The following is a 25,857-nucleotide window of genomic DNA, read 5'->3' as shown; positions in this document are numbered from 1 at the left end:
GAGTAAAGCACACTTAGAGATAGCTGGCGATAACTATTTGAATTTATTACTGCCTGTCGTTGTCTATCACTATTTATCATTAATTATTACTCGCTATCACATCTCAGGTGACTACAAGCCATTACTCACCAAAAAGCCCTAACAAAACATCGTTAGGGCTTTATCACATTCAATTTAAGACGCCTGCGTGTAAGGCAGGTGTAGTATCTAACCGGAACTGCTTATTCCTTTATTCGTAAGGCTTCTAAAGAGGCACATTCGACTTTAGCGGCATGAAAAATACAGAAACTTACACCGTAGTTACACCTGTAACCATTTTCACTTTGCATGAGAGAAGACCCCCACTAGTAATAGTAGTTAAATGAAAAAACAGGCAGCAAGTTCCAGTTTATGAATAGAAGCAATTCCATCTATCCAATATTGAATAGCTAACGCTACTATCCCTTCAACTCTGAGTAGTAATAATAATCGTCAGTAACCATTGCTGTGGTGCGGTATTCGATAGGATTATTTTTAATATCAAAAGATACTCTTTCGATTGCAAGCATTGGAGTTCCCTCCACTATATCCAGACGTTCTACATCCTCGGAAGTTGCAATGACTGCTCTTAGCTTTTCTTTAGCACTTGCAATAGTAACAGAAAATTTTTGTTGGAAGTATGCATAGAGAGTGTTCGGAAGCTGCTCAAGTGGTATATCTTTAATCTTCAAAAACTTGCTAGCCGCAAGTGTAATATGCTCATTGAATATGGATTTACCTGCCACAAGGCGAATTCTTTCAATTCGTACAACGTGGTCGCCCACAGGAATATCCAGAGCGGCAGCCTCTTCTACAGTTGCTCCCCCCTTTTTTCCCACACCAGATGTTATGCTGATATTTTTAGATGTTGGAAGTGTCTTGCTTCCCTCAGCATTGTAGATTTGGAAGAATTGGAAGAGTGCTTCATCTTCATCAAGCAAAGCAACTGCGGTTCCTTTCCCCTGATAACGAGTAAGACGTTTTTCACGTGTCAGTTCATCAAGAGCGCGTCTGAGCGTGCCGTGACTTACCTCGTATTCTTTTGCAAGCGCCGGTTCACTAGGAAGAAATGTCCCAGGAGCCCACTCTCCTTCTGCAATTCTGGTGAGGATAGATTCCTTTACAAGCTTATACAAAGGGGTTGATTTTATTGGTTTCATTGAAGATATACTCCTGAGCGCAATCCTGTCTTATAATCAAATTAATGTTTGAAGTTGTTAACATTAACAGTGTTGATTGAATGGTTAGTCAGCGAGTTGTATATGATGAAATACAAAATGATACAAGACCATATTACTTATTCAAAAAAAAATGCAACACCCTAACTTCTTGTTTTTATATAGTAAAAGTTTAAAAAATCTAAACAATGTAATAAGTTTGTATATGATAAATGATATAAGATATAGAAATTTACTAAAATCATAAGTGAAACCTAACGCCCCATAAAAGAAAATGACGCCTGAAGGAAAAAACAGACGTCATCGAGGGCTCCGAAGGAGGAAAATTGGTCAAGCCGACTATTCGTTAACCACCGCATAGTAACTATATGATTGAGTAAGCATATGAGTTCTACGGTATTCAACAGGCTCATTTTTAATGTCATAGCATACACGGACGATCGAAAGCAGTGGAGTTCCTTCTGGAATATCTAATAGTTGCGCGTCTGTTTTATCCGCAAATATGGCGGATAGGCGCTCCTCTGCCGTAGTTATAGTCACAGCGTACTCTTTCTGGTAAAAGTCATACAAAGTATTAGGGAGTGTTTCGATTGGCATCGCCTGAAGATTAGGAAAACGCTTTTCTGGAACTGTGATCAACTCATTAAAAACTGGTAAACCTTTAATACGCCTGACACGCTGTATGCGTACGACTCTCTCGCCTGCTGCAATATTCAGCTTTACGGCTTCTTCTTTGACCGCGCCTTCCCGTTTCCCCATACCAACTGCAATTTTAATATTGTCAGCCGTTGGAAAAACTCTTTCCCCATTCTTATCGTAGATTTTGAAAAACTGAAACAACGCCAGTTCAGAATCCAGCAAGGATACGGCAGTGCCTTTCCCTTGATGCCTTGTGAGTCTACGTTCTCTTGTCAATTCATCCAATGCCCGTCGCAAGGTGCCATGGCTCACCTCATACTCCTTGGCGAGTTCCGGCTCGCTTGGAAGGAATGCTCCTGGAACCCATTCCTGATCTGCTATCCGAGAAAGAATAGACTTCTTAACAAGTTTATATAGGGGGTTGTAATTTACTGTCTTCATCGATGACTCCTAGTTACTGCTCATTCTCCAAGTCTTATAGGTGTGTTTCATTAATTATACAAGACCATACGCACAAGACTAAGTCTTATACAAGAGTTAAAAAATATTATTCAATTAATACAATGTGTTAAAATTATAATTCGAAAAAACAGAAAAACGCGCGTTGACATCTTATATAAGACATCATACATAAGAATCAACTTAGACAGAAAAGGAGTTTACATGGATATTCATTTTTTGGTTCACGAGATTAATGATTCTGTTGGTGTCGTTGTTGTAGAGGGCGTTAAAGCTGGCCAAAAGCTTAATGGCTGGGTGATGGCAGAAGATAAAACTATCACTTTTGACGTACTTAATGACATTCCAATCGGCCACAAGATTGCCCTTAAGGCTCTTGAAGATGCTGAAACCGTATTGAAATACGGAACTGACATTGGTCGCACCGTGCAGACAGTGAAACAGGGCGAACACCTTCACGTACACAATGTGAAAACTAAAAGATGGTAGGAAATAAAATGAAAGCATCAAAATTTCTTGGATACAAGCGTGAAAATGGTCGTGTAGGTGTTCGTAACCACGTTCTCATTCTTCCTCTCGACGATCTCTCCAACGCAGCATGTTTGGCTGTAGAGAATAATGTAAAAGGCACTCTTGCTATTCCTCACCATTATGGACGCCTTCAGTTTGGTGAAGATCTCGAGCTGCATTTTAGAACTCTCATTGGTGCAGGTAGCAACCCTAACGTGGCAGCAGTAGTTGTTATTGGTATTGAGCCGGAATGGACAAAGGTTATTACGGACGGCATCGCAAAAACTGGCAAGCCAGTATTCGGCTACTCCATTGAGCAGAATGGTGACTTTGCAACTATTGCTGCTGCCTCCCGAAAAGCAAAAGAAATGATGCATTGGGCAAGCACTCTCCAACGTGAAGAATTCCCAATGAAAGACCTTTGGGTATCTACCAAATGTGGTGAATCCGATACAACTTCAGGAATCGCATCAAACCCTACTGTTGGTAACGCTTTTGACAAGCTCTACAAAGAAGGCTGCACCCTCTTCTTCGGTGAAACTTCCGAAATCACAGGTGGCGAACACCTCGTTGCAGACCGTTGTAGAACTCCTGAAGTACGTGAACAGTTCCTCAAAATGTGGAACGACTACAATGACTTCATCATCAGCAACAAAACCAGCGATCTTTCTGACTCACAGCCTACCAAAGGTAATATCCTTGGCGGCTTGACAACTATTGAAGAAAAAGCACTCGGCAACATCCAGAAAATTGGTAAAGAGTGCGTTGTTGATGGTTGTCTTGAGCCCGCTGAAACTCCTACCGACTCAGGCCTGTGGTTCATGGACTCATCCTCCGCAGCAGCAGAAATGGTAACTCTTTGTGCTGCTGGCGGTGCTGTTGTGCACTTCTTCCCTACCGGTCAGGGCAATATCATTGGCAACCCGATTCTGCCCGTAATCAAACTTGGTGCGAACCCACGTACAGTTCGTACTATGAGCGAGCATATTGACCTTGATGTTTCTGGTGTGCTGCGCCGTGAAATAAACATGGATGAAGCAGGCGATGCTTTGCTCGACCTCATGGTTGAAACCGCTAATGGTCGCCTCACCAGCGCAGAAGTCCTCGGTCATCGCGAATTTGTAATGACCAAGTTGTACCGTAGTGCATAACCACTAAGCATTCTGCCTCTTTCCAGTTGCATAGTTCTGGAAAGAGGCAGTTTGAAAATGTGCTGCTGATGATGGCAGCACAAAACTGTGAGTTTCATAAAGATACTGTCGTTCCTTAGTGTGGTGGAAGACAACGTAGTGAAACTTAGACATTACTTATCCGGAGGAAAATATGTCGCTAGGGGCATTAAGTGATACGTATGCCGAAAACAGCTTAGGGCGCACAGTGGAAAACTTTCTGAATGCAATTGAATCTTCAATAGTATTCTTTGGTCTCATGTTTTCGATCGGTCTTGCTACTGTTCAGTGTTTGTACCGGTATATCATCGTATATCTTTCAGACGAACCAAGCTCTATTATCTGGCTTGAAGAACTCGCTCGATTCGTTTTTGTATGGACATCTTATCTTGCAATATCCATTACCATTCGAAATCGGGAAAGCATCAGAATGGGAATTTTGGTCGATGCACTTCCTGAAAGAGGACAGCAAATTGCTGCTATCGCATCGGATATTCTCTTCCTCGTGTTTGCTTCCTACATCGGATACCTTGGTACCAACCAGGTACAAATGCTTATCCGACTACCACAGATCGCTCAGGCTTTGCAGATTCCGTACTTTATTCCGTATCTCATCCTGCCGATCGGTTTTGGTCTTATCGTACTTCGACTTGTACAACGACTGATAATAGATATTCCCCTCATGTCTCGTACGGACGTAGCAATGGGTGCTGCAATTGCCTTTGCATGCCTGTTTCCGGTGCAGTTTTATTCCGATATTGAAGCAAGCAAACTTCTATTCATCTACTTCCCGTTATTTCTCATAATGGGTGTGCCTATCGCCGTATGTCTCGGTTTAGCTTCTCTTGTAACCGTTCTCGGATCAGATGCACTTCCGCTGCAATACGTGGCCCAAACTGCATTCACATCAATTGACAGCTTCCCGATTATGGCGATTCCGTTCTTCATTACAGCAGGCGTTCTCATGGGAGCGGGCGGTCTTTCCAAAAGACTTTTGGATCTGGCTGACGAACTGGTTGGTTCTATGTATGGCGGTATTGCACTCGCAACAATTTCAACCTGTGTGTTCTTCGGGGCAATCTCAGGCTCTGGACCTGCAACAGTAGCAGCAATCGGCTCACTAACCATTCCCGCTATGATTGAACGTGGTTACGACAAGTACTTTTCTTGCGCTGTTGTGGCTGCGGCTGGAGCAATCGGCGTAATGATTCCACCTAGCAATCCGTTCGTTGTATACGGTATTGCTGCTCAGGAATCCATTGGACGACTGTTTATGGGCGGGATTGTCCCAGGCCTGCTCACCGGCTTTGCTCTCATGTTATATTCTTACTTGTATTCACGTAAGAAAGGGTGGCGAGGTGAGACACAGAAATTTAGCTTCAACCGCTTGGGCAAAGCATTCTGGAACGCTAAATGGGGGTTGATGGTCCCTGTAATTATCCTCGGCGGTATCTACGGCGGTATCATGACTCCTACGGAATCTGCTGCAGTAGCTGCTGTATACGGTCTTGTTGTCGGAGTCTGGGTATACAAGGAAATATCTTTTCAAGGCTTAATAAAAGCGGGAATTGAGGCTGCATCCACCTCAGGTATGATCATCATGTTGATCGCTATGGCCACTATTTTTGGCAACCTAATGGCAATCGAACAAATTCCGGATGTAATTGCGCGCGCTATCTTAAGTTTCTCCAATAATAAAATTGTCATTCTCTTACTCATCAACGTGCTTTTATTGCTCACTGGCATGTTCATGGAAGCGCTTGCGGCAATCGTAATTCTTGTTCCTATTCTGCTGCCGATTGTAGTTAAGCTGGGAGTAGATCCAGTTCATTTCGGTATCGTTATGGTAGTTAACCTTGCTATTGGCTTCGTAACACCACCAATTGGGGTAAACCTCTTTGTTGCGAGCAGTGTAGCCGGAGTAAAACTGGAGCCGGTTGCTAAAGTTGCTACACCTCTCATTGCAGTAATGCTGGCCGTTCTCCTCCTTATTACCTTTGTCCCTGCAATTCCAATGTTCCTTGCACAGAAATAGTTAAAACTCACACCAGTGAGTAAGATAGAGAGCTTTGTTCAACAAACAAAAAATCGGAGAAAGGTTATGAAATTTCTTTCATCTCGTATTGTTGTGCTGATCCTATGTGCTGCGATGGGCGTTTTCGCTGCTAGCCCTTCCATGGCTGCCGGTTCTGGCAAAAAAATAAAAATTCGATTGGCTCACGGCCTTGGCCCGAGTGACGTAGCAAGCCGTACCTTTGAAAAATTTAAAGAACTTGTTGCAGAAGAAACTGACGGAAAAATTAAAATCAAAATCTTTGGTAACGCGATGCTTGGCACTGACCGTGTTGTGGTTGAAGCAGTTCAGGGCGGCGCTATTGAGATGGCACAAATCTCAAGTGCTAACATGTCTAACTTTTCTTCAGCATTTCAAGCCTTTGACCTTCCATACATCACTAGCCCTAAATATCAGGCCAATCTTTACAAGGCGATGGATAACGGCCCGTTGCATGACTACCTCGTAAAAGAAATTGAAGCGGTAGAACTGTATCCGGTCATGTTCCCAGAATTCGGTTACCGTAACTTTGTAACCACTGACCGAGCTGTTTCTGATGTGGCCAGCCTTGCTAAAATCAAGATGCGTACAACCAGCTCTCCGGTTGAAGTTGCTGTAGCTAAAGCTCTTGGTATGAACCCGGCTCCTATTGCATGGGGAGAAGTATACACAGCGTTGCAGCAGGGTACTGTAGAAGGCGAAGGAAACACTTTCTCCCTTATGTACAGCACAAAGCATAACGAAGTGCTCAAACATGCTGTTACATCTCAGCACAACTACTCATTCTTTATTCTCGTAACCAACGCTGCTTTCTGGAAAGGCCTCGACCCTGCAGACCGCGCTGTACTCGAAAACTGTTCCGCAAAAGCGATGGAATACTGCCGTTCAATCGCGAAACAGGTAGAAGAAGAAGCAAAAGACGGCTTCAGAAAAGGGGGCGTAGTTATTTATGACCTCACAGAAGCAGAACGTGCTGAGTACAAAGAAAAAACCAAACCAGTATGGGATCAATTTACCAAAACTATTCCGGCTGATTTGATTAAACTTATTCAGGATACTCAAAGCTAGTTGCACTAACGATACTGAAACTAAACCTTCACTAGGTAGTTTATATACCACTGGTACTCATTAGTAATTAGGTGCGGGGAAAAGCACCAAAGGAAGTCTAAAATGGAATTTATCAAAAAAGCGGAAAACACAGCGGAACAAAATAGTGAGAAATCACGAGAGATTGTAAAACAAGTTCTCGCCGATATTGAAGCACGCGGTGAAGATGCTGTTCGTGATTTAGCGAAAAAGTTTGATGGTTGGGAAGGGGACTTCCTTCTCAGCGACGAAAAACTGAAACGAATCACCAGTACTCTCACCCAGCGTGAGAAAGATGATATCAAGTTTGCATACGATCAGGTTTATAGCTTTGCAGTAGCACAGCGTAACAGCTTGCAGGACTTTGAAGTTGAATCTTTGCCAGGCGTTCGCCTTGGTCAGAAAATCAAGCCTATGGAAGTAGCTGGTTGCTACATTCCCGGCGGTCGTTACGCTCATATCTGCTCAGCTGTAATGAGTGTGGCAACAGCTAAAGCAGCTGGTGTACCTTTTGTAATCGCATGCTCCCCTCCACGTGGTGAAAGCATCGATCCAGCTGTAGCGTATGCTCTTGAGCTTTCCGGCGCTGATGCGATTCTCGAAATGGGTGGTATTCAGGCAATTGCTTCCATGGCCTACGGCCTGTTCACTGGAAAACCTGCAAACTTACTTTGCGGCCCGGGTAACAGCTTTGTTGCTGAAGCAAAAGCAATGCTCGCAGGCTCCGGTCTGTGCGGTATCGATATTTTTGCAGGCCCTACAGAAACAGCTATCATTGCAGATAAAGACGCAGATCCTGCAACTATCGCAATTGACCTTGTTTCTCAGGCTGAGCATGGACTTGATTCCCCTGCATGGCTCTTCACAGACAGCCGCGAAGTTGCAGAAAAAGTAAACGAATTAATGCCGATCATCATTAATCAGCATCCTACTCCGGACGTACCGGGTACATCATGGCGTGACTACGGCGAAATCATCCTTTGCGAATCCAAAGAAGAACTTTGCAAAGTTAGCGATGATTACGCACCAGAGCACCTTCAGGTTATCGCAGCCGATATGGAATGGTGGCTTGAGAACCTTCAGTGCTACGGCTCCCTCTTTATGGGTGAAGGCAGCACTGTTTCTCATGGTGACAAATGTTCCGGTACAAACCATATTCTCCCAACTAAGAAAGCTGCTAAATACAGTGGCGGCCTTAACGTTCACAAATTCCTTAAAATCACCACTTATCAAGAGCTTAACGAAGAAGCCAGTAAGTCCGTTGGCGCTGTTGCTTCCCGCCTGTGCCGCATGGAAGGCATGGAAGGTCATGCTCGCTCTTGTGACTGGCGTCTTGAAAAATATTTCCCTAACGAAACATGGGATTTCACTGTGTATAAGCACAAACTGTAGGTTACTTTTTTAGTTAACGTACATAGGGCGGTATACGCATCCACTAAACAGCTGTTGTGTTATATGCATCAGACACCCTACCCACAGACCTCCGATTTCTCATCGGGGGTCTGCTTGGTTATTTGTAGTAAAGATTAAATTGCTATCCTGATAAAAATGAAGATTGACCAAGCAGCACTTTTAACGCCGAAGGTAACTGGCATAAAATTCTTTGAAGGATGCAAAACGTTATTCATCCAGCAGATTATTCGAACAATTGCCAACAAAAACATTTTTCAATAAGTTTTAATTTCAATACATTAGTCGACTTTCAGATTTCTTTCATTTCTAATTGGTTGTTCTATTAAGACCTCTTTTCAGTGATCTAAAAAACTTACGCCTTAGAATTATACCTCGCAGGATAATATAACAAAAAAGCCCTTACACATTCGTATAAGAGCTTAACTTGCTTGGCGTCCCAAAAAATTTGATCCTCTGTCACCTGCGTACAATCAAAAAAATTTTCTAGTAAATACAGCTATGCCTTTACTTTCAGGCTGCTGAAGCAGCATATCAGCCTTTGCCGCCATGAAAAGCGTACAAGCTGATCCGACCTACCCCAACTCCCTTTAGGCAAAGCTTTTATTCACCATCCCAAAGATTCTCCACCGTGTATGGTGAACCATCCATCATCCAGCGGCCTCCATCAAAAAAACGATAGCTGACATCAAGGTCTGCAATTGCAGTCATTTCATCATCGTTAAGAACAATATTCGCAGACTGAATATTTTCAGACAGCCGCTCAGAATTAGTAGACTTTGGAATGACAGATGTTCCACGTTCTAATGCCCAGCTCAGTGCAATTTGGGCTACAGTCGCGTTTTTTTGTTTCGCGATTGATAACATTACATCATCCGTGAATATCTTGGGTTCATTTTGCTTCTTTTGTTGCAAAGGGCGATTGCCTGACCCCAAGGGGGCAAAACCAGTCAAAGCAATCTTGTGCTTATCACAATAAGCTTTCATTCTTCGTTGCTGTTGATAAGGATGCATCTCAACTTGACTCACAGCAGGAGCTACTACGCAACCATTCCTAATCTCTTCAATTTTTTTTGTACTAAAATTACTCAAACCAAGGTTACGAACTAAACCTTCTGCAACGCACTCTTCGAGGGCAGCCCATGTTTCAAGAATAGGGATAGCAGACCAAGCCTCTAAATCTTGATTATTCGCTGGGTACTTAACCCCGGGAACAATGTGTACCGGCCAATGAATAAGATACAGGTCGAGATAGTCTAGCTGTAAATCCTGCAACGAGCGTTGCAAGGCTGGTTTTACAAATTCTGGTCTATGTGCATTATTCCAGAGTTTTGAAGTAACCCATAATTCATTACGGTCTATAGCAGAATCTTTAATCGCGTTGCCAATTTCATGCTCATTTCCGTACACATGTGCACAATCAATATGACGATATCCTAAAGATAGTGCTTCGTTGACTGCTTGCTCCAACGCTCCTTCTTTCGTACGCCAAGTTCCAAGCCCTAATGCAGGCATTGCATCACCGCTTAATAATATTTGTTCTTTCATATGGTACTCCTAAATAAATCCTTCCTTAAAACTTCAAGGAAGGATTTATTAATTATGAATAGAATTACAAACCAATACCTAACACTGCTGGAAGCCATGTACTTAATGCCGGACAGAATACAAACAACAGAATACATAAGGTAAGTGCAAGCAAATACGGAAGCACTGCGACGGATATTTTTTCCACTGAAATATCCGCTATTCGTGAGGCCACAAATAAATTTACCCCGAGCGGCGGTGTCAGCATAGCAACGTTATTTGTTACGACTAAAATAACACCAAAATGTATTGGATCAATACCGAGCGTCCTAATCATAGGGAGTAGCACTGGAGCCAGAATAATAATAGTAGAAAGAGTTTCCATAAACATACCCAGAACATATAATACCGCAACAATCATAAGCAGTACAATTTCCGGATTATCAGAAAGCCCCATTACCAATTCAGTCAAATGCTGCGGTGCCTGCTCATAAGTCAGCATTTTACCGAACAGACTGGATGCACCAACGATCAATAACACACCACCACACACCATTGCACCTTCCAGCAGAGCATTCATAATATGCTCCCACTTCAGCGCACGGTTAACAATAACCCCAACAAAAAGCGCCCATACAATAGCAACGACAGAAGCTTCAACCGGAGTAGCCATACCAGAATAAATCGAACCAAGAATAATTACTGGAGTGGCAAGAGCAAAACTACATTTGCCACAACTTTTAATAAATACAGTTAAGTTGAAAGACGGTGTAGATTCATCCGCAACAAAACCATTTCGTTTAGCCAAAAGAACTGCAGTACCCACCATAGCCGTAGCAACAATAAGTCCCGGAATTACACCGGCTGTAAACATGGCAGTAACTGATAAGTTACCAATAATTGCGTAAATAATCATGGGGTTACTTGGCGGGATAAGGATACCGATTGTACCACCTGATGATGCTGCAGCTGCTGCATAATCAGCAGAGTAACCATTCCGAATCATAGCCGGAATAAGGATCGTTCCCACCGCTGCAACAGTACCCGGGCCTGATCCGGAAATAGCCGCGAAGAATGTACACGCCATAATCGTTGTAATGCCCAAACCACCCGGCATACGTCCAACTAACTGCTTAACGACATCAACAATCTGATGCGTTATATTTCCGTATTCCATAATGGTACCAGCTACTACAAAGCAAGGAATTGCCAGTAACGGGAATAGATTAAGGCCATCAAAAAGAGAGTTATGGATTACAGACAACGGCAAAAAGCCACCGGAAACAATTGCAACAACGCCGGACAAAATAAGGGACATGAAAATTGGCATGCCCATAAGAAAAAACAAACCAAGAGCGATAATAGTCAATCCGAGAGTAGACATGTCTAGGACTCCCCTTCAATGCGGGTAAGTTCATACAACGTTCCGCTTCTCCAATGTGTTACATACCTAGAAATGATACGGATATTCATCATTACAAAGCTGATAGGAATAATTAGCTCAACATAGCCTTTTACAATGCCGAGAGTTGGAGAATACTCCGGGAACGCCATCGCATCACCAAGAGCAACGTATGATTGGTAGGCAATGAAGAAGTTTGCAGCGACCCACAAGCCATCTGTAACTATTAATACATGTTCCTTAAGAGCACGAGGAAGATACATAAACTGAGCAGTGATGCGTACATGCTCTCCGCGTTTAGCAGCTAATACGCCCCCCATATATACGGACCAAATAAAACTGTAACGAGAAAGCTCTTCGGTCCACGCAATTGACGAACCATACATCATACGTACAGCGACCTGAAGTGTAAGGCTCATCACCATTACAGCAACTAGCGAAGCACAGGCACACTCTTCGAAGTTATCAATAATTTTTTTCAATATTTTCATGGTAACTATCTTTTTTTTAATAAAGGGGGATTGGATCCCTCCCCCCTTAGAGTGTATTCTTACTTCTGACCCATAATCGTGAGAGCTTCATCAATTTTAGATTTGCCACCAATCCTTTCGTAAAAGGAAGGCCAGAGCTGGCGAGCACGAATCATCCACTCATCCTCATCTTCAAGAGTATTGAATTGCATACCATGATCAATGCACGCCTGAAGAGATTTTTTGTTTTGTTCAGCGACCCAATTCCATTCATACACAGCAGCCTGCTTTGCTGCTTTGTTAATAAGAGATTTTGTTGTTGGATCAAGACTTTGGTACCAACGTTCTGATACGAGAATTGGACCTACCCACAGCATATAGTGAAGGTCAGAGATGTATTTCTGAACTTCCCAAAACTTCTGGTCACGGTTAATGGAATGTGGGTTTTCCTGACCATCTGCAACGCCCTGCTGAAGAGCATTAAAAGTTTCAGACCATGCTAAAGGATGTGGTTCAACACCCCATGAACGGAAAGATTCAAGCTGAACAGGAACAGCAGGTACACGAATTCTAAGCCCCTTAAGATCTCCCATTGTAACAACTGGCTTCTTAGAGTTAGTCAACACACGGTACCCGCCGACAAGCCAAGAAAGAGGTCGTGTGCTACTTTCTTCGGCAACGCCATCGGCAAGTTCATCAATAAACTTATCGTTACCGAGAAGCTTATATGCGTCAGCAATTTCAGGGAATAGATACGGAAGAACTAGAACTGAAGCCTTTGGAGAAAAGGGAGTAAGGTTACCAGCAGCAAGAGCAGCAACGTGTAACTCCCCAGAACGAAGTTGCTTTACGTTTGCCTGCTCGTCACCCATTGATCCACCGAGGAAAAGCAGAACCTGAACTTTGCCGCCGGATTCTTCTTCCACAATTTTCTTAAAACGCTCCAATGCAGTAGCATGCAAGCTACCATTGGGGTTTGAAGTCGCAGCAAGAATTCTTGTACTCTTGTATTCTACTGCATTTGCCACTGCCACGCTTGCAACAAGAATAAAAGCCACTAGTAAAGTAATTACGCGCCTCATGTGATCTCCTCTTTAAGAATTGCTATGGAAAGTTCTCTAAAGTCTGCAAACTTTATTGAGAACTTCGGAGATGATTAGTCCAGTTCATTTAGCCCAAATAACTGAACGCTACTGTACGGGGACAGCATGAATGACAACATCTATTGTCATTTCATTCATTCCTTTTGATCATAATTTGCAAATTGAGTGCCTTTATGAAACCCTAAATAAGAGTTAAAATTCATGATCAAAACAATCTAAAATAAACGATAGCAGTTATCATTCCTTGTTTATTTCTAACTTCCTATTCCATCACAACTTTATTTTGAGATTCTAATAAACAAGCAAACGGTAATATACCTGTAGCTAATCATACAAAAAGTTGGCCTATTCTTAAAAACCGTTCACACTATTAGGCAGATCGTCAGCTGTTACTTTATTGAAAGAATAGTAGTGCACGCATGCAACAGAACATACAAAAATCTGTTCACAATTAAATGGAAGTACAGGCGGATAGGGGATAAACCTTACTATATGCAATTCGCATCAACTATTGCACCGATGCAGCACTTTTCTTCTCCATACTATGTTCTGTGTTGAAAAGTTTTTGAATATCAACGCGCACAGCCGCTTTTCAGTAAAGTCAGCACACTGTTGCAGTGGTGCACAACTCCTGTATTTGCGAACAGGTACTCACTAAACAAAAAAAGAAAAACAGAGAAAAATTCTCTGTTTTTTTTATGACCTATGCGCCTGATTACTAGAGCTTTAATAGGTTTTTTGCATTCAAACAGCACAGTTGCTCCAATAACTCCGCCGGTAAATCCAAATTTTATACTCTTAAAGCGCATTGCAGAAATCAGCTCTGAACTACCCACTGTAAAACAACATATCACCAATCAAGTTAATCCCGACCTGACCATACGCCTCACCAAAAAATGTCCAAATCCACATTTAACATTATATACTCTGCCACATTTTTTTGTTTCAAGCTCAAAGCCACAAAAGCAGCCATCCGCTCTCTCCCATTTTCAAATGATTCAGTACAATTTTCATTATTTTCCAGTCAGAACTTCATTCTTAAGGAAAAACATCTCTCAGCTATAAATTAATACTCACATGCATTGCAGCAAATCACGAGTAGCAGCAATGCAATACACATTGTAATGACTTAAAATAAAAGAATAAAACATCAAAACCATTGCACGTCTGCAATAGTTTTTTCATTGCAACTAGCCATGCACATCTTCACGTCTTTTCACTTTCATCATATATTTCAAGATATTAAATCGGTGGCATTGTTATTGCTTTATTCGACATACACACTGCACGCAGCTCCAATATACATGTGCCAACTCAGCGCTGGGTTACCACTATATTTATTTTACAGACCACCCTCAGGAGGAAACCATGACTCGATTCGATTGTTGTCTTTCCCCACAAGAAGAACGTATCGTAAAAAACATTGATTCACGTGAAGGTCGTGAGCGCGTATACAGTATTCTTGATACCTTCCACATGACAACTCCACATATTGATATTGAACGCGCACGCTTTTTCACAGAGTCCATGAAACAAACAGAGAGCCAGCCTCTGGTACTTCGTTGGGCAAAAGCTTTAATGAACTGTGCTGAGAAAATGACTGTATACATTACTCCAAATCAGCTCATCGCAGGCCGTGCCGGTAAAGAGGGACGTTACGGCATCCTCTACCCTGAACTTGACGGTGATTTTTACGCAACCAGCCTTCGTGGACTGGACAAACGTAAAAAATCTCCATTCAAAATTGATTCGGAAGAAGTAGAAATCATCGTAAACGAAATCGCTACATACTGGGAGGGGCAAACCTACCACGAGCACCTTAACGGTGCTCTGCCAGACGATCTGCGTGGCGTTACATACAACGACGATCAAGGTCTGCGCTCCAAATTTGTCGTATCTGAATCATCTTCCTACCGCTCTGCTCTCCAATGGGTACACGATTACGACAAAGTACTGAAACTTGGATTTAATGGTATTAAAGAAGATGCAATTGCCCGTATGAACGAGCTTGACGCAGAAGACCCTGTTGAAACATGGGAAAAACGTCCGTTCTACGAAGCAATGGTCATCATTTGTGACGCAATCATGCATTGGGCTCGCCGCCATGCAGATCTTGCACGCAAACAGGCTGAAGAAATTACAGACAAAAAACGTAAAGCAGAATTGCTTCTCATGGCAGACATTTGCGAACACGTACCTGCAAACCCGGCACGCAACTTCCGTGAAGCTATGCAGTCCCAGTGGTTTGTTCAGCTATTCTCTCGTATTGAACAAAAAGCATCTGCAATCATTTCAAATGGCCGCATGGATCAGTACCTGTTCCCATTCTACAAAAAAGATATCAAAGCAGGTGTCATCACTAAAGAAGAAGCTGTTGAGCTTTTTGAATGTATGTGGGTTGAAATGGCACAGTTCATTGATTTATACATCAACCCGACGGGTAACGATTTCAACGAAGGCTACGCTCACTGGGAAGCCGTAACTATCGGTGGTCAGACCGCAGCAGGAGAAGATGCAACAAATGAGCTTAGCTACCTTCTCCTTGAGTCTAAACGCGAATTCCCACTGAACTACCCGGATCTCGCGGCACGTATTCACGCTCGCTCACCAGAACGATTTCTCTGGGAAATTGCCCTTACCGTTAAAGACGGTTCCGGTTTCCCTAAACTGATTAACGATGAAGAAGTAATTCCTCTCTACACTTCAAAAGGCGCTCCTCACGATCAAGCGATGGACTACTCCGTTTCCGCTTGCACCGAAATTCGTCTACCTAACAGCGAAACCTACACTTCCGGTTGCCCATACATCAACTTTGCGACTGCAATAGAAATGACCATGTACAATGGTCGTATGCTTAAATACGGCGATGAAATTATCGGTCTCGAAACTGGTGACGTAAATAAATTCGAGAATTGGGATGAATTCTACAACGCTTATCTTAAACAGCAACGAAACCTTCTTGTGAAGGCTTTCCGTCAGCAGTTTATTGTAGATTCAATACGCCCTCATCATTTTGCAACTCCATTCGCATCCGTCATGCACGACCTGTGTATGAAGGAAGGCAAGGATCTTCAATCCCAATACATTGAAGGCGGTCTTGAATATTCATACTTCGAGTTCCTAGGTTATGGCACGGTTGTCGATTCCCTTGCAGCAATCAAAAAGCTCGTATTCGAAGATAAAAAACTCACCATGAAAGAAGTTGTTGAAGCGCTTAAAGACAACTTCGAAGGCAAAGAAGATGTTCGCGAGCTGCTGCGTTCAGCACCATGTTATGGCAACAATAACCAATACGTAGATTCTATTGCCAAAGAAATTGACGAAGCGTGTCAAACCTATGCTGCAAAGTATTCTGAAAAACGCGGTATCAGTTACGACGTACGTTACGTTCCTGTCACATCACACGTACCGTTCGGCAAAGTCGTTTCCGCTACTCCCAACGGACGTCTTGCATGGACGGCACTATCTGATGGCACTTCCGCATCACACGGCGCAGACCACAACGGCCCTACTGCTGTGCTTATGTCCAACTACCATTCTAAAAACCGTGGAATGAAAAACCGTGCATCCCGTCTCCTCAACATTAAACTCACACCGAAAAGTGTTGAAGGTGATGCTGGCACACAAAAAATCGTGGATATGATTCGAACTTGGTGTGACCTCCACCTCTGGCACATTCAATTCAACATCATCAATCACGAAACACTTCTCGCTGCCCAGAAAGAACCAGATAACTATCGCAACCTGCTGGTTCGCATCGCAGGCTACTCTGCTTACTTCTGTGACCTTTCCCGTGACCTTCAGAATGACATTATTGAAAGAACTGGGCACGATGAAATCTAACTTCCCAACAAGTAAGGAGCAGTGATGCCTGCTCCTTACTTGATTACGACTTGCTAGTTTGGAGACATGACATGAACACTCAAAACGACGGTTACATTTTCAATATTCAGAATTTTTCAGTTCACGATGGTGCAGGAATACGTACTACCGTATTCCTTAAAGGCTGCCCGCTACGTTGCACTTGGTGCAGTAACCCTGAGTCTCAATTAGCAAAACCACAACTGGCATTTAATATAAAAAAATGCCTGACTACTGAAAAATGTACCCGCTGTATCAAGGCATGTCCGCAGCAGGCGATCTTCTCAACAGAAGATCATCTCGTCAGCATTGACCCATCCAAATGTGTTCGATGCCACACATGTGCAGCAAGCTGCCCATCGAATGCGTTGACGGTCTATGGCGAACGTAAGTCCGTTACTGAAGTAATTGATGAGGTTGAAAAAGAAGCCGTATTCTTTACTCGTTCGGGGGGGGGAATGACGCTAAGTGGCGGGGAAGCGATGACACAACCCCAATTTGCCATTGGGCTACTGAAAGAAGCAAAACGCAGAAGGATTCGCACTGCTATGGAAACGTGTGGTTACTGTCATTGGGGTGATCTAAATGAAGCATGCACTTATCTGGATGAACTCATTTTTGATGTTAAATGCGCTGATGATGCCGTGCATAAAAAAGGCACCGGAGCAAGCAACCACAGAATTCTGACAAACCTTGCAAATGTTCTGTACCACTTTCCAGAGTTACCTATATTAGTCCGGACGCCTGTCATTCCAGGAGTTAACGATACACCCGAACATATTCAGGCAATCATTGCCCTGTTACCAGTGCAAAAAAACATTTCTTATGAGTTGCTACCGTATCATCGTATGGGGCAGTCTAAATACGAATTTCTTGGTATGAAGTACCCACTAAAAAATATCAAACTTGCACCTGAAACCATGAAAACCCTTCGCCCACTTGAGGCTGAAGCTAACCTGTCTTTTAATCGATAAAAAATAGCGCATTGTAAGGATGAGTTCGTCCTTCCTTCAACCTAGATTATGGAGTACAAACTCATCCTTACTGTGATTGCAAAAAATCCAGCACAGAATTTTCTGTGCTGGATTTTCTTATTTACCGTATTTTTTTAACTTACGAAAAACCGTTGTTCTATCTACTTTAAGCTCTCGTGCTAGTTCCGAAATATTCCCAAGTCGTTCCATACCATCAAGAATAACTTGTCGCTCCACGTTATCGAGCACTTCTCTTAACGTATTACCTTGAAGATTCAAAACCAATCCACTAGAATCATTTGACATATCAACAATAGACGACGTTACAGAGACAGGCAAATCACTACGTTCTATGATTCCCTTTTTTGATGTAACGACGCACCCTAACACAAGGTTTTCAAGTTCACGGACATTGCCGGGCCATCTGTATTTCAAAAATACTGATTCAACCTCAGGGGCAAAAGAGATATCGCGATTATACTTACAGGAAAAATACTGTAAAAAGTTTCGCGCCAGCGGAAGGATGTCTGCCTTTCGTTTTCTAAGAGGAGGTATCGTTACGACCGCAACATAGAGACGATAAAACAAATCGCTTCTAAAGCGGCCTTCAGCAACTTCTTTTTCTAAATCTTTATTGGTTGCAGCAACAATACGTACATCTATTGGTTGCGGGACTGTCGCACCAACACGGACAATCTCTTTGTCCTGCAGAACCCGCAATAATCGAGTCTGCATGTTCATGGGCAGTTCACCAATCTCATCAAGAAACAACGTGCCGCCATTCGCTGCCTCTATCAGCCCAATTTTTCCCTGTCTGTTTCCGCCAGAAAATGTACCTGGAGCATAACCGAATAATTCAGTTTCAATCAAATTTTCTGGCATACTACCACAGTCAGCTTTTACAAAAATCTTATCTTTTCTGTCACTTACAGCATGCAGCCTGAGAGCAAAAATATCCTTGCCTGCACCTGTTTCCCCAAGAATCAATACCGTAGCGTCTGTTTCTCCAATAGTTCCAAGCTGCCCATACAAAGCTTTCATCGGCTTGCTCTGCACGACAGGCGGAAATCTTTCGGCATTGCATTCGTCGTCATCAAGTTTGAGATAAGTCTCAAGCAGTTCTTTCTGCGCCTCCATCTGCTCACCCAGTTCTGTTATCTTCGTAATATCCCTCAAAGATGTAACAACAAGCTCGACTTCTCCACTGCTTCCAAACACAGGCTGTCCATCAAGAACAACCTTTCGCCCGTTAGCAAGGTGTTGGACACGCGTCTCTGGCTGCTTTGTTCTTACAATGTCAGGATTCAGAACAACATCAAATAAACCTCTACGCACTAACTCATGCACAGATTGTCCAAGCAGCTCCGATGCAGGGATTCCTGTCAACTTCTCATGCTGTTTATTCAAATAAAGGATAATTCCATCTGGGTCAGAAATGGAAATAGCTTCTTCAAAAGTTTCAATGATCTGTTTGTAAAGCTTTTCCAACATTCTCCACCAACCTTCTAGCTAAGTGTATCCACATCGTGATTTCTTTGCGCTAAGCCACCTACGTTTCCAGTGCAAAAATTACACCGCAGATTCTAGAAGGACAAGTAAAGAACATCAGACGCTACTTAGCTAAAAACGTCCCACTCAAAATTTGAACACAAAAAAGCTCTTACACTTTCGTGTAAGAGCTCAAATTGCTTGGCGTCCCCAAGGGGATTTGCCCCCCTGTCGCCTGCGTGAAAGGCAGGTGTGATATCTAACAAAACCTGTTTATTCTTTTACTTATAAGGGCATTAGAGAATGCACATAGACACAGGAAATATGAAAAGCATAAAAACTCACACCTTGCTTACATTCTTTAACCTTATCAAAATTCCAACAACTTTGGGGGGAAGCCTACGTTCCCACGACCTTAGCGGTAGAATGTCTTTAGTGCTGAACTTTGCCGTGAGCGCGTTCCGGCTCAAGGGAAAGCTGTATTCTGATACCGAAATACAATAGCCCTCTGACACTCGTCGTTGACAGAAGGAATGTCAATTTTTCCCATGTAAGCCCGCTTACTCGTTGGTTTTAAGTAGGTTTCTGGTACTGGCGAAATTTAATTGATGATGTAAAATGGCCCGCTGAAAGAAATCAGCAAGCCAATTTTTTTGGAGAAGATAGCCGCCAAATCAACTTTTCCCCATAATGGATTTAGCCAACCCTAAGTATCCTTCTTCTTCACGTAAGGATGGAGAATTGTTTTGATAAATCTCCTTAAGGGTTATCTCGAGTTCATCTTTTGGTAGATTTACAAGGAGCTTAATTAAGGCTGGTATAATACTTTTTCGATCTTTCTTAGTGTCAAAAAATTTATCAAACTTTGTTGCAAAACTTCTAAGCTCTGAAATACCCTTCAAAATTTCACTTTTACGCAGGGCCTTATCTAAAGGCAAAAGTGTTTGGTACCTTTCTGGATTATCTTCTCTTATATCAAGTAGGCTGATTGAGGTCTGATCTGTAAATTTTATTATCAAATACTGGCCAGTCATGCTTTGTGGCTAAGGCTGTAACATCGCGGCAAGAGGCTTTTTGCTCTTTTGACGGCCCACTTCGCCCACCATACGTGAACAATACTCCAGCCATTTGAAGCTGATCCTTGTTCATTACGTCGAACTCATCAAGAGATCTAGCTAAAAGCGGGAGACCTACGGTTGCTAAGAATTCTGGGCGTACAGGAATTAGGACGTACCTACTTGATAAATATGCAGCTTTTGTCAGTATTGACTCAGTAGAAGCACAGTCTATCATAATGAGGTCATACTGATTGAACGTCTGCTAGCAGTTTAGGGAGGTGATTAGCCTTTTCTGTAGGGTTTCTAAGGGTAACGGCTAACTCCAGTCTGGAGGGGATTAAGTCAATTTTACTGCCATCATTTCAGTCCGTTACATTACAGATCACATCTTCAGGCTTTATGCGTGTTGGTGAGCCGATGTACTGGGTCGGAGCAGAAAACTGTTCAAACACATCAACGACAGTCTTCTGCTCTGGGTCTTCAAGCATTTCTTTATACTTCTTTGTTCCCATAACGTATTGACTTAAATTTACTTGTGGGTCGAGGTCAACGGCAAGGACTCTGAGATTGGCGTTGTATGCACAATGCCAAGCCATATTAAAGGGAGTGTTGTTTTCCCAACCCCACCCTTCCTGTTGATGAAAGACACTGCTGTAGCCATAAGTATTTTCTCCTATTGCAAAGTTGTGTATTGTGCGTGAGCACTCACATCGCATTAACAAGATAACTATCGGAAAATCAACATAAATGACTTCTTAACTTAGAGTATAAGAAAACCTAGCAACGAATTAACTGTGCTGTTATGTGATAAGCCAGGTCGTACTGTACTCGATTCTCTTCTCACAATCCCTGTATGGTGACTAAAACAAAAAAGCGATAGGCACACACGCCTATCGCTCTCTCTTATTCTTCCCTATTACTTTCTATCATTCTCTATCACTAATTATCTCTGTCTATCACATACAACATATTAAAATTTAATACTATTTCTTCCAATTACAATCTTGACGTTACGCTATTTTGCATATAGTCATTTAGATAAGCTACTGCTTCTTGCCCTTGATGGGGAGCTAAGTGGGCATAACGCATAGTCATTTTTATGTCGCTGTGTCCGAGTAACTGGCTTACTACAACGAGCGCAGTGCCTCCTTGAACTAGCCAGGAAGCGAATGTATGACGTAGCGTATGAAAGACAACGCGCTGACGACGATCTTGGATGCCGTTGTTTAGGCCGCAAGCTTCTACGGCTCTTCTGTAGAGCTTTCCGGCAAACACGATTTTATTTCCATAGACTGTAGTGAAGAGATACGATCCCGTATTACGGGCTAGATACTTTTCAACAATTTGCAGAGCAGCTCCATTGAGAGGTACGACACGGTTATCCGACTTCGTGTCAACAATGGCAACAGTCTTTGCTGAAAGATTGATATGTTCAGGAAGTAAATTGAAAATTTCACCGGAGCGTAATCCGGTAGATAGTGCGAATAGGCTTAGATCATGCCAGAGTTCAGAGCGGCGTTTTAGCTCTGCTAATAGAACCACTGATTCCTCTCTTGTGAGAAACCGTGTTCTATCGTTATTAACTCTTGGCATATCAAAGATTGGTAAAGGGCCTGGGTATACTTCCCATTGAATTGCTCGACGGAGAATTCTCCGGAGCAGCCCTAACACATGATGAACAGACTGCGGGCTAAGTCCCTTTGCTTCTGCTTTTTTCCGTAAGAGAAGAACGTCAATACTTTTGACAGAACCCAACTCTTTGGCACCTAAATAGGGAGCAATATGCATTTCCCACACTCGGATGTCAGTTTTCGGTTTACGGACGGAAGAAAGTTTTAGGTCGCGATACAGGTTCCAAGCGAATTCTAGTGTGTTATTCATATCTTTGCCCCCGAATTTAAAGATTTAACTTGAAACTTTCGGAAGCAAAAACTATGTCTATTCAATATTTCGTTAACCATAAAAAAAAGTCCTTGTAGAACAAGAACTTTCTAGAATCTCTTAGAGAGAGAATGGTGCGCCTGACAGGAGTCGAACCTGTGGCCTGCCGCTTAGGAGAGTTTTTCTACTCTTTTTCACCCCTCCCCACTACTTGTCATTTCTTTTATTTTCAACAAGTTACCACCTTGCCACACATTGCCAAATTGCATTATATTGCGCCCCATGTTGACACTTTGTTGACAAAAAGGAGCAGTAATGCGGCGCGTAAAAATCACCAAAAAAGGCTTTGAGGGCATCTATTATCGTGAGTCTAGCAAGAGACGATATCGCGGTAAACCAGACAAGTCTTATGAAATACTCTTTCGCAATAAATCTGGCAAACTTGTTTCTGAAAAAGTCGGCTGGCTCTCTGAAGGCTACAATGCCGAAATCGCCCGTGACATTCGAGGCAAACGAGTAAGAGAAGTCCGGCACGGAAACGAAATTCTTGATTCTGAAATGACCGTAACAACTGCATGGAAACATTTCGAGCAGTGGATTCTCGCCAACACAAAACGGTACCGGAATGACCAAAGCATGTACCGAAATCACCTTTCTGACCGCTTTGCACACCTCAAACTTTCGCAAGTCTCCCCTATTGATCTTGAAAAACTAAAAACAGATATGTTTGCAGCTGGCAAAAGCCCGCAAATGGTTAAACACGCCCTTACTCTTGTTTCCCGCATTTACAATAAAATGAACGACCTTGGCCTGTGGCGTGGAGAGAATCCTGTTAAACGGGTAAAAAAGCCACAATTCGATTCTGCGCGCATTCGTTTTCTAAATCAGGACGAAGCCCAAGAACTACTGAAGCAACTCCACAGACGCAGCTTTCCAGCGCATGACATGGCATTACTGGCACTTCATACAGGCATGCGCCTCGGTGAAATTCGTGCGCTTAGGTGGCAAAACGTAAACCTCGAAGAACGCCTTATCCATGTTGTAGCCTCTGGCGAAGAAAATACGACTAAAAACTACACTTCCCGTGATGCCTTTATGTCCGATGCTGTCCATGAAATGCTGAAAGAATATGCTCGCCCCGCTAATGAATTTGTATTCCTTAATCAGTACGGCAAACAGCATACTGGCGTACCTACCACCTTCAAACGTATTGCAAACGACCTCTTCAACGAAGGAGTCACCGACCGGAGGCAGAAAGTAACCTTTCACACTCTGCGACATACCTTTGCTTCTTGGCTGGCTCTACGCGGTACACCAATTCTCACTATCCGCGATCTCATGGGGCATAAAACTCTTGCCATGACGGAACGCTATGCAAAGCTAATTCCTGATGCCAGAAGAGATGCTATCAACAGAATTTTTTAAGTTCATATTACTTGCAAAATCATAAATTATAGTTCGATGCAACCATCCTCAGCTAATAAAAAAGGAGCTTTTTGCAAAAGCTCCTTTAAAGATCTAGCACCCTATGACCTAGCAATGCGGTGCAAGTAAAGTAATTGGGTATACCCTTCCAAATCATAACTCTCTTCTGGACACCAATCTCTCTTATGAGTGACGCGCTTCAGCAGACACCCACCGAAGCATTGCGGTAAGTATTTGCATTTAAGACAATTACTATCATTCATAAAATATGCTGGTTCCCATTGCTTCAGTTTTTCGTTCAAATGCTTTCGCCCATGGTCGTCAATCCAACCAATAGCCTCTTTCTCAGGATCAAATGCATCTGCACACTTATAAAGGGCAAGTTCTGGATCTATAATATATTGGTTCTTTTTATTTACACAGCAGAATGAGGAAGCAGTCGTTGGTTCGAGGTAAACATTCAACTTCTTCTCTAGTGCGTAATTGTGAAGCTCTTCTATTCTTTTAAAAAAGCTTGATGCAGAAATTACGGTATCTGTTGACACACCTTGTGCAGGAACAATCGCTTTAAGTGTAATTGTTTTTAACAAATCTACTTGTTCTGCTTTAAGCACGTCAAAAAGCTCTGCAATAGAATCAATATTCTCTGCATCAATATTAATACGGAGATTTATGTCTGCAATTGTAGAGGCGTACTTAATATTAGCTAGAATTGTTTCAAACGATGTGGGCAAATCTTTTCTTACTGGCCGTCGAGCATTATGAACTTCATGAGGGCCGTCCAATGTAATTTGAAATGTCGAGATACCAGCTTCTACCAACTGCCTACAAAGTGATCTTTCTAAGAGATAGCCATTTGTGGTCATAGAAAATGATGTTGTAACATTCTTTTCAAGACATAGCTGTTGAATACTGCTTTGCCATTTCAAAATCAAATCAGCTTCTAATAATGGCTCTCCACCATACCAATCTAGCCCAAACGATTTTTTCGTCTTTAATTCATTCTCAATGAACTCTACAATACGAGAACATTTTTTGTCATCTAACTTAACATTTCGACGCTGCTCAAAACAGTAATGACAAAACATATTACATTGTAATGTGGTCATAATAGATAGAATTAGTTCTGGCTCAGCAATATCCTCAGCATATCTGTATTGGATAACAGAGAGCTCATCAACATCATTGAGAATAATAGCGCCACACGAACTCAGTAAATTTTTGAGCCTACTCTTCAAGAGAGTAAAATCTTCGGACATAAGTGCATGCTTTACAACACTCAATTCAGCAATTGGAAACTGAACAAGTTTCCCCGACAAAGAGTTAAACAGCAAACCGAACTTGTCATCGGGAGATTTAGCTATTGTATTATAGCTTGATGTCTTTTCGGCTACTCCCAAACTATACTCGTCCGCGACAGCAGCGACCCAACCTACTTGACTCATCGCTAGTTCCTTGTACTTCTTTTGTCTCTAACAAATCATTAAGTTCCGGGCTTTCCGCAGAAGCAACTGACAAAACATGTTTACCTACTATCTTCTGAACTTTTTCGTCATTAAACTCACCATCAATAATTTTGATAAGCTCGTTTACATCAATTGAAATTTTCATACTATTCTCCTTATAGGTATTTGCTTAATTATATCAATTACGTGAAGGAAAAGCATCTTTTTTATACAATTACTTTTGTAGGCTCTTCCGGCACAACCACAAACTCAGGAAATCCGCTTTGCTGCGGGATGTCCCGCAAGGCTTGTCGGTATGCCTGCCATTCTTGTTTCTGCGCATCGGTTAATGGAGCATCTGGGAGCACTGCCCAATCGGATAAACTAAGTAGTTTGTCGCGCAGTTCGCGTTCTTCCCGTGCTGAAATCCCTGAAGGTTTCTCAAAGGTCGCACCTTCCGGCAACGTGTGAGGATGCTTGAGCGTATACTCTACCTCGTTAAGCCAGTATTGTACGTCCGGTATATGGTTAGGAATAAACACACCATCAATAATCTGGTTATTATTACCCTGATTGGCAATCCAGACAGAATCCTCCACCTGCACCCAACGACCTACCCCAATACTCTTATCATTAAAAAGAGGGTTATCATCAGTGGTACTCTTAACTTGGTCTTTCTTGTTCAAATAGAGCAAAGCCAT

Annotated in this window: 22 protein-coding genes; 8 read left to right on the top strand and 14 right to left on the bottom strand. The window is 42.6% G+C overall.

Annotated elements, in window-relative coordinates; genetic code table 11:
* Window positions 1-437: 437 nt before the first annotated feature.
* Window positions 438-1,178, bottom strand: a complete 741-nt coding sequence (locus tag ACZ5V1_RS05840; protein ID WP_464391042.1) for a GntR family transcriptional regulator — start codon at window positions 1,176-1,178, stop codon at window positions 438-440.
* A gap of 357 nt (window positions 1,179-1,535) precedes the next feature.
* The gene (locus ACZ5V1_RS05835) at window positions 1,536-2,276 is read right to left on the bottom strand and encodes a GntR family transcriptional regulator (protein WP_464391041.1); all 741 of its coding nucleotides are present in this window, start codon (window positions 2,274-2,276) and stop codon (window positions 1,536-1,538) included.
* Window positions 2,277-2,498: 222 nt separating this feature from the next.
* On the opposite strand from ACZ5V1_RS05835, the gene ACZ5V1_RS05830 reads away from it, so the two are divergent.
* The 5 genes from ACZ5V1_RS05830 (at window position 2,499) to hisD (ending at window position 8,504) form a co-directional block, all read left to right on the top strand.
* The gene (locus ACZ5V1_RS05830; RefSeq protein WP_373793009.1) at window positions 2,499-2,783 is read left to right on the top strand and encodes a flagellar biosynthesis protein FlgA; all 285 of its coding nucleotides are present in this window, start codon (window positions 2,499-2,501) and stop codon (window positions 2,781-2,783) included.
* Between the two features lie 8 nt (window positions 2,784-2,791).
* Entirely contained in the window at window positions 2,792-3,955 is a 1,164-nt protein-coding gene (locus ACZ5V1_RS05825; protein WP_464391040.1) for a UxaA family hydrolase, read from the top strand.
* A gap of 172 nt (window positions 3,956-4,127) precedes the next feature.
* A complete protein-coding gene (locus tag ACZ5V1_RS05820; protein WP_464391039.1) occupies window positions 4,128-6,008 on the top strand; it encodes a TRAP transporter large permease in 1,881 nt (626 codons plus the stop codon).
* Window positions 6,009-6,074: 66 nt separating this feature from the next.
* A complete protein-coding gene (locus ACZ5V1_RS05815) occupies window positions 6,075-7,094 on the top strand; it encodes a TRAP transporter substrate-binding protein (protein WP_464391038.1) in 1,020 nt (339 codons plus the stop codon).
* 102 nt (window positions 7,095-7,196) lie between these two features.
* Window positions 7,197-8,504 carry a histidinol dehydrogenase gene (gene hisD, locus ACZ5V1_RS05810; protein WP_464391037.1) on the top strand — a complete coding sequence of 436 codons (1,308 nt, stop codon included), beginning with the start codon at window positions 7,197-7,199 and terminating at the stop codon, window positions 8,502-8,504.
* A 621-nt stretch (window positions 8,505-9,125) separates the two neighbouring features.
* On the opposite strand, the gene ACZ5V1_RS05805 is transcribed toward hisD, so the two are convergent.
* From ACZ5V1_RS05805 to ACZ5V1_RS05790, 4 genes are all read right to left on the bottom strand, one after another.
* The gene (locus ACZ5V1_RS05805; RefSeq protein WP_464391036.1) at window positions 9,126-10,070 is read right to left on the bottom strand and encodes an aldo/keto reductase; all 945 of its coding nucleotides are present in this window, start codon (window positions 10,068-10,070) and stop codon (window positions 9,126-9,128) included.
* 64 nt (window positions 10,071-10,134) lie between these two features.
* Window positions 10,135-11,433: a TRAP transporter large permease gene (locus ACZ5V1_RS05800; RefSeq protein ID WP_464391035.1), complete on the bottom strand. Its 1,299-nt coding sequence runs from the start codon at window positions 11,431-11,433 to the stop codon at window positions 10,135-10,137.
* 2 nt (window positions 11,434-11,435) lie between these two features.
* Window positions 11,436-11,942 carry a TRAP transporter small permease gene (locus ACZ5V1_RS05795; RefSeq protein WP_464391034.1) on the bottom strand — a complete coding sequence of 169 codons (507 nt, stop codon included), beginning with the start codon at window positions 11,940-11,942 and terminating at the stop codon, window positions 11,436-11,438.
* A 59-nt stretch (window positions 11,943-12,001) separates the two neighbouring features.
* Window positions 12,002-13,003, bottom strand: coding sequence for a TRAP transporter substrate-binding protein (locus ACZ5V1_RS05790; RefSeq protein ID WP_464391033.1), 1,002 nt, complete (start codon window positions 13,001-13,003; stop codon window positions 12,002-12,004).
* A gap of 1,389 nt (window positions 13,004-14,392) precedes the next feature.
* Between ACZ5V1_RS05790 and hpsG the strand changes: the two genes are divergently transcribed.
* Both hpsG and hpsH read left to right on the top strand, forming a co-directional pair.
* Window positions 14,393-16,867: a (2S)-3-sulfopropanediol dehydratase gene (hpsG, locus tag ACZ5V1_RS05785; RefSeq protein WP_464391032.1), complete on the top strand. Its 2,475-nt coding sequence runs from the start codon at window positions 14,393-14,395 to the stop codon at window positions 16,865-16,867.
* 71 nt (window positions 16,868-16,938) lie between these two features.
* On the top strand, window positions 16,939-17,859 hold the full coding sequence (gene hpsH / locus ACZ5V1_RS05780) for a (2S)-3-sulfopropanediol dehydratase activating enzyme (RefSeq protein ID WP_464391031.1): 921 nt from the start codon (window positions 16,939-16,941) through the stop codon (window positions 17,857-17,859).
* Window positions 17,860-17,976: 117 nt separating this feature from the next.
* Here the strand turns inward: hpsH and ACZ5V1_RS05775 are convergent, their stop codons facing one another.
* The 5 genes from ACZ5V1_RS05775 to ACZ5V1_RS05755 form a co-directional block, all read right to left on the bottom strand.
* The gene (locus ACZ5V1_RS05775) at window positions 17,977-19,350 is read right to left on the bottom strand and encodes a sigma-54 interaction domain-containing protein (RefSeq protein WP_464391030.1); all 1,374 of its coding nucleotides are present in this window, start codon (window positions 19,348-19,350) and stop codon (window positions 17,977-17,979) included.
* A 671-nt stretch (window positions 19,351-20,021) separates the two neighbouring features.
* Window positions 20,022-20,381, bottom strand: a complete 360-nt coding sequence (locus ACZ5V1_RS05770) for a hypothetical protein (RefSeq protein WP_464391029.1) — start codon at window positions 20,379-20,381, stop codon at window positions 20,022-20,024.
* Complete coding sequence (locus tag ACZ5V1_RS05765; protein ID WP_464391028.1) at window positions 20,323-20,640, bottom strand: ParA family protein; 318 nt, start codon at window positions 20,638-20,640, stop codon at window positions 20,323-20,325. Before ACZ5V1_RS05765 ends, ACZ5V1_RS05770 begins: the two co-directional genes overlap by 59 nt.
* A gap of 127 nt (window positions 20,641-20,767) precedes the next feature.
* Window positions 20,768-21,001 (bottom strand): ParA family protein, encoded by a 234-nt coding sequence (locus tag ACZ5V1_RS05760; protein WP_464391027.1) that lies wholly within the window; start codon window positions 20,999-21,001, stop codon window positions 20,768-20,770.
* A 400-nt stretch (window positions 21,002-21,401) separates the two neighbouring features.
* A complete protein-coding gene (locus ACZ5V1_RS05755; protein ID WP_464391026.1) occupies window positions 21,402-22,286 on the bottom strand; it encodes a tyrosine-type recombinase/integrase in 885 nt (294 codons plus the stop codon).
* 315 nt (window positions 22,287-22,601) lie between these two features.
* Here ACZ5V1_RS05755 and ACZ5V1_RS05750 point away from each other — a divergent pair, with 315 nt between their 5' ends.
* Entirely contained in the window at window positions 22,602-23,711 is a 1,110-nt protein-coding gene (locus tag ACZ5V1_RS05750) for a tyrosine-type recombinase/integrase (RefSeq protein ID WP_464391025.1), read from the top strand.
* A 101-nt stretch (window positions 23,712-23,812) separates the two neighbouring features.
* Here the strand turns inward: ACZ5V1_RS05750 and ACZ5V1_RS05745 are convergent, their stop codons facing one another.
* The 3 genes from ACZ5V1_RS05745 to ACZ5V1_RS05735 form a co-directional block, all read right to left on the bottom strand.
* Window positions 23,813-25,156, bottom strand: coding sequence for a radical SAM protein (locus ACZ5V1_RS05745; RefSeq protein ID WP_464391024.1), 1,344 nt, complete (start codon window positions 25,154-25,156; stop codon window positions 23,813-23,815).
* Window positions 25,113-25,322 (bottom strand): hypothetical protein, encoded by a 210-nt coding sequence (locus ACZ5V1_RS05740; RefSeq protein ID WP_464391023.1) that lies wholly within the window; start codon window positions 25,320-25,322, stop codon window positions 25,113-25,115. The genes ACZ5V1_RS05745 and ACZ5V1_RS05740 overlap by 44 nt, the downstream gene beginning before the upstream one ends.
* Before the next feature lie 61 nt (window positions 25,323-25,383).
* Entirely contained in the window at window positions 25,384-25,857 is a 474-nt protein-coding gene (locus ACZ5V1_RS05735; protein ID WP_464391022.1) for a tail fiber assembly protein, read from the bottom strand.

The organism is Halodesulfovibrio oceani subsp. galateae, from assembly GCF_055397225.1.
The sequence above is the reverse complement of the archived record's forward strand: the minus strand, read 5'-3'. Positions and strand labels throughout refer to the sequence as shown.

Bases quoted from the DNA above. Each gene is read 5' to 3' on its own strand.
- ACZ5V1_RS05840 (WP_464391042.1), bottom strand. From the start codon at position 1,178: ATGAAACCAATAAAATCAACCCCTTTGTATAAGCTTGTAAAGGAATCT.
- ACZ5V1_RS05835 (WP_464391041.1), bottom strand. From the start codon at position 2,276: ATGAAGACAGTAAATTACAACCCCCTATATAAACTTGTTAAGAAGTCT.
- ACZ5V1_RS05830 (WP_373793009.1), top strand. From the start codon at position 2,499: ATGGATATTCATTTTTTGGTTCACGAGATTAATGATTCTGTTGGTGTC.
- ACZ5V1_RS05825 (WP_464391040.1), top strand. From the start codon at position 2,792: ATGAAAGCATCAAAATTTCTTGGATACAAGCGTGAAAATGGTCGTGTA.
- ACZ5V1_RS05820 (WP_464391039.1), top strand. From the start codon at position 4,128: ATGTCGCTAGGGGCATTAAGTGATACGTATGCCGAAAACAGCTTAGGG.
- ACZ5V1_RS05815 (WP_464391038.1), top strand. From the start codon at position 6,075: ATGAAATTTCTTTCATCTCGTATTGTTGTGCTGATCCTATGTGCTGCG.
- hisD (WP_464391037.1), top strand. From the start codon at position 7,197: ATGGAATTTATCAAAAAAGCGGAAAACACAGCGGAACAAAATAGTGAG.
- ACZ5V1_RS05805 (WP_464391036.1), bottom strand. From the start codon at position 10,070: ATGAAAGAACAAATATTATTAAGCGGTGATGCAATGCCTGCATTAGGG.
- ACZ5V1_RS05800 (WP_464391035.1), bottom strand. From the start codon at position 11,433: ATGTCTACTCTCGGATTGACTATTATCGCTCTTGGTTTGTTTTTTCTT.
- ACZ5V1_RS05795 (WP_464391034.1), bottom strand. From the start codon at position 11,942: ATGAAAATATTGAAAAAAATTATTGATAACTTCGAAGAGTGTGCCTGT.
- ACZ5V1_RS05790 (WP_464391033.1), bottom strand. From the start codon at position 13,003: ATGAGGCGCGTAATTACTTTACTAGTGGCTTTTATTCTTGTTGCAAGC.
- hpsG (WP_464391032.1), top strand. From the start codon at position 14,393: ATGACTCGATTCGATTGTTGTCTTTCCCCACAAGAAGAACGTATCGTA.
- hpsH (WP_464391031.1), top strand. From the start codon at position 16,939: ATGAACACTCAAAACGACGGTTACATTTTCAATATTCAGAATTTTTCA.
- ACZ5V1_RS05775 (WP_464391030.1), bottom strand. From the start codon at position 19,350: ATGTTGGAAAAGCTTTACAAACAGATCATTGAAACTTTTGAAGAAGCT.
- ACZ5V1_RS05770 (WP_464391029.1), bottom strand. From the start codon at position 20,381: ATGACTGGCCAGTATTTGATAATAAAATTTACAGATCAGACCTCAATC.
- ACZ5V1_RS05765 (WP_464391028.1), bottom strand. From the start codon at position 20,640: ATGATAGACTGTGCTTCTACTGAGTCAATACTGACAAAAGCTGCATAT.
- ACZ5V1_RS05760 (WP_464391027.1), bottom strand. From the start codon at position 21,001: ATGGCTTGGCATTGTGCATACAACGCCAATCTCAGAGTCCTTGCCGTT.
- ACZ5V1_RS05755 (WP_464391026.1), bottom strand. From the start codon at position 22,286: ATGAATAACACACTAGAATTCGCTTGGAACCTGTATCGCGACCTAAAA.
- ACZ5V1_RS05750 (WP_464391025.1), top strand. From the start codon at position 22,602: ATGCGGCGCGTAAAAATCACCAAAAAAGGCTTTGAGGGCATCTATTAT.
- ACZ5V1_RS05745 (WP_464391024.1), bottom strand. From the start codon at position 25,156: ATGAGTCAAGTAGGTTGGGTCGCTGCTGTCGCGGACGAGTATAGTTTG.
- ACZ5V1_RS05740 (WP_464391023.1), bottom strand. From the start codon at position 25,322: ATGAAAATTTCAATTGATGTAAACGAGCTTATCAAAATTATTGATGGT.
- ACZ5V1_RS05735 (WP_464391022.1), bottom strand. From the start codon at position 25,857: ATGGCTTTGCTCTATTTGAACAAGAAAGACCAAGTTAAGAGTACCACT.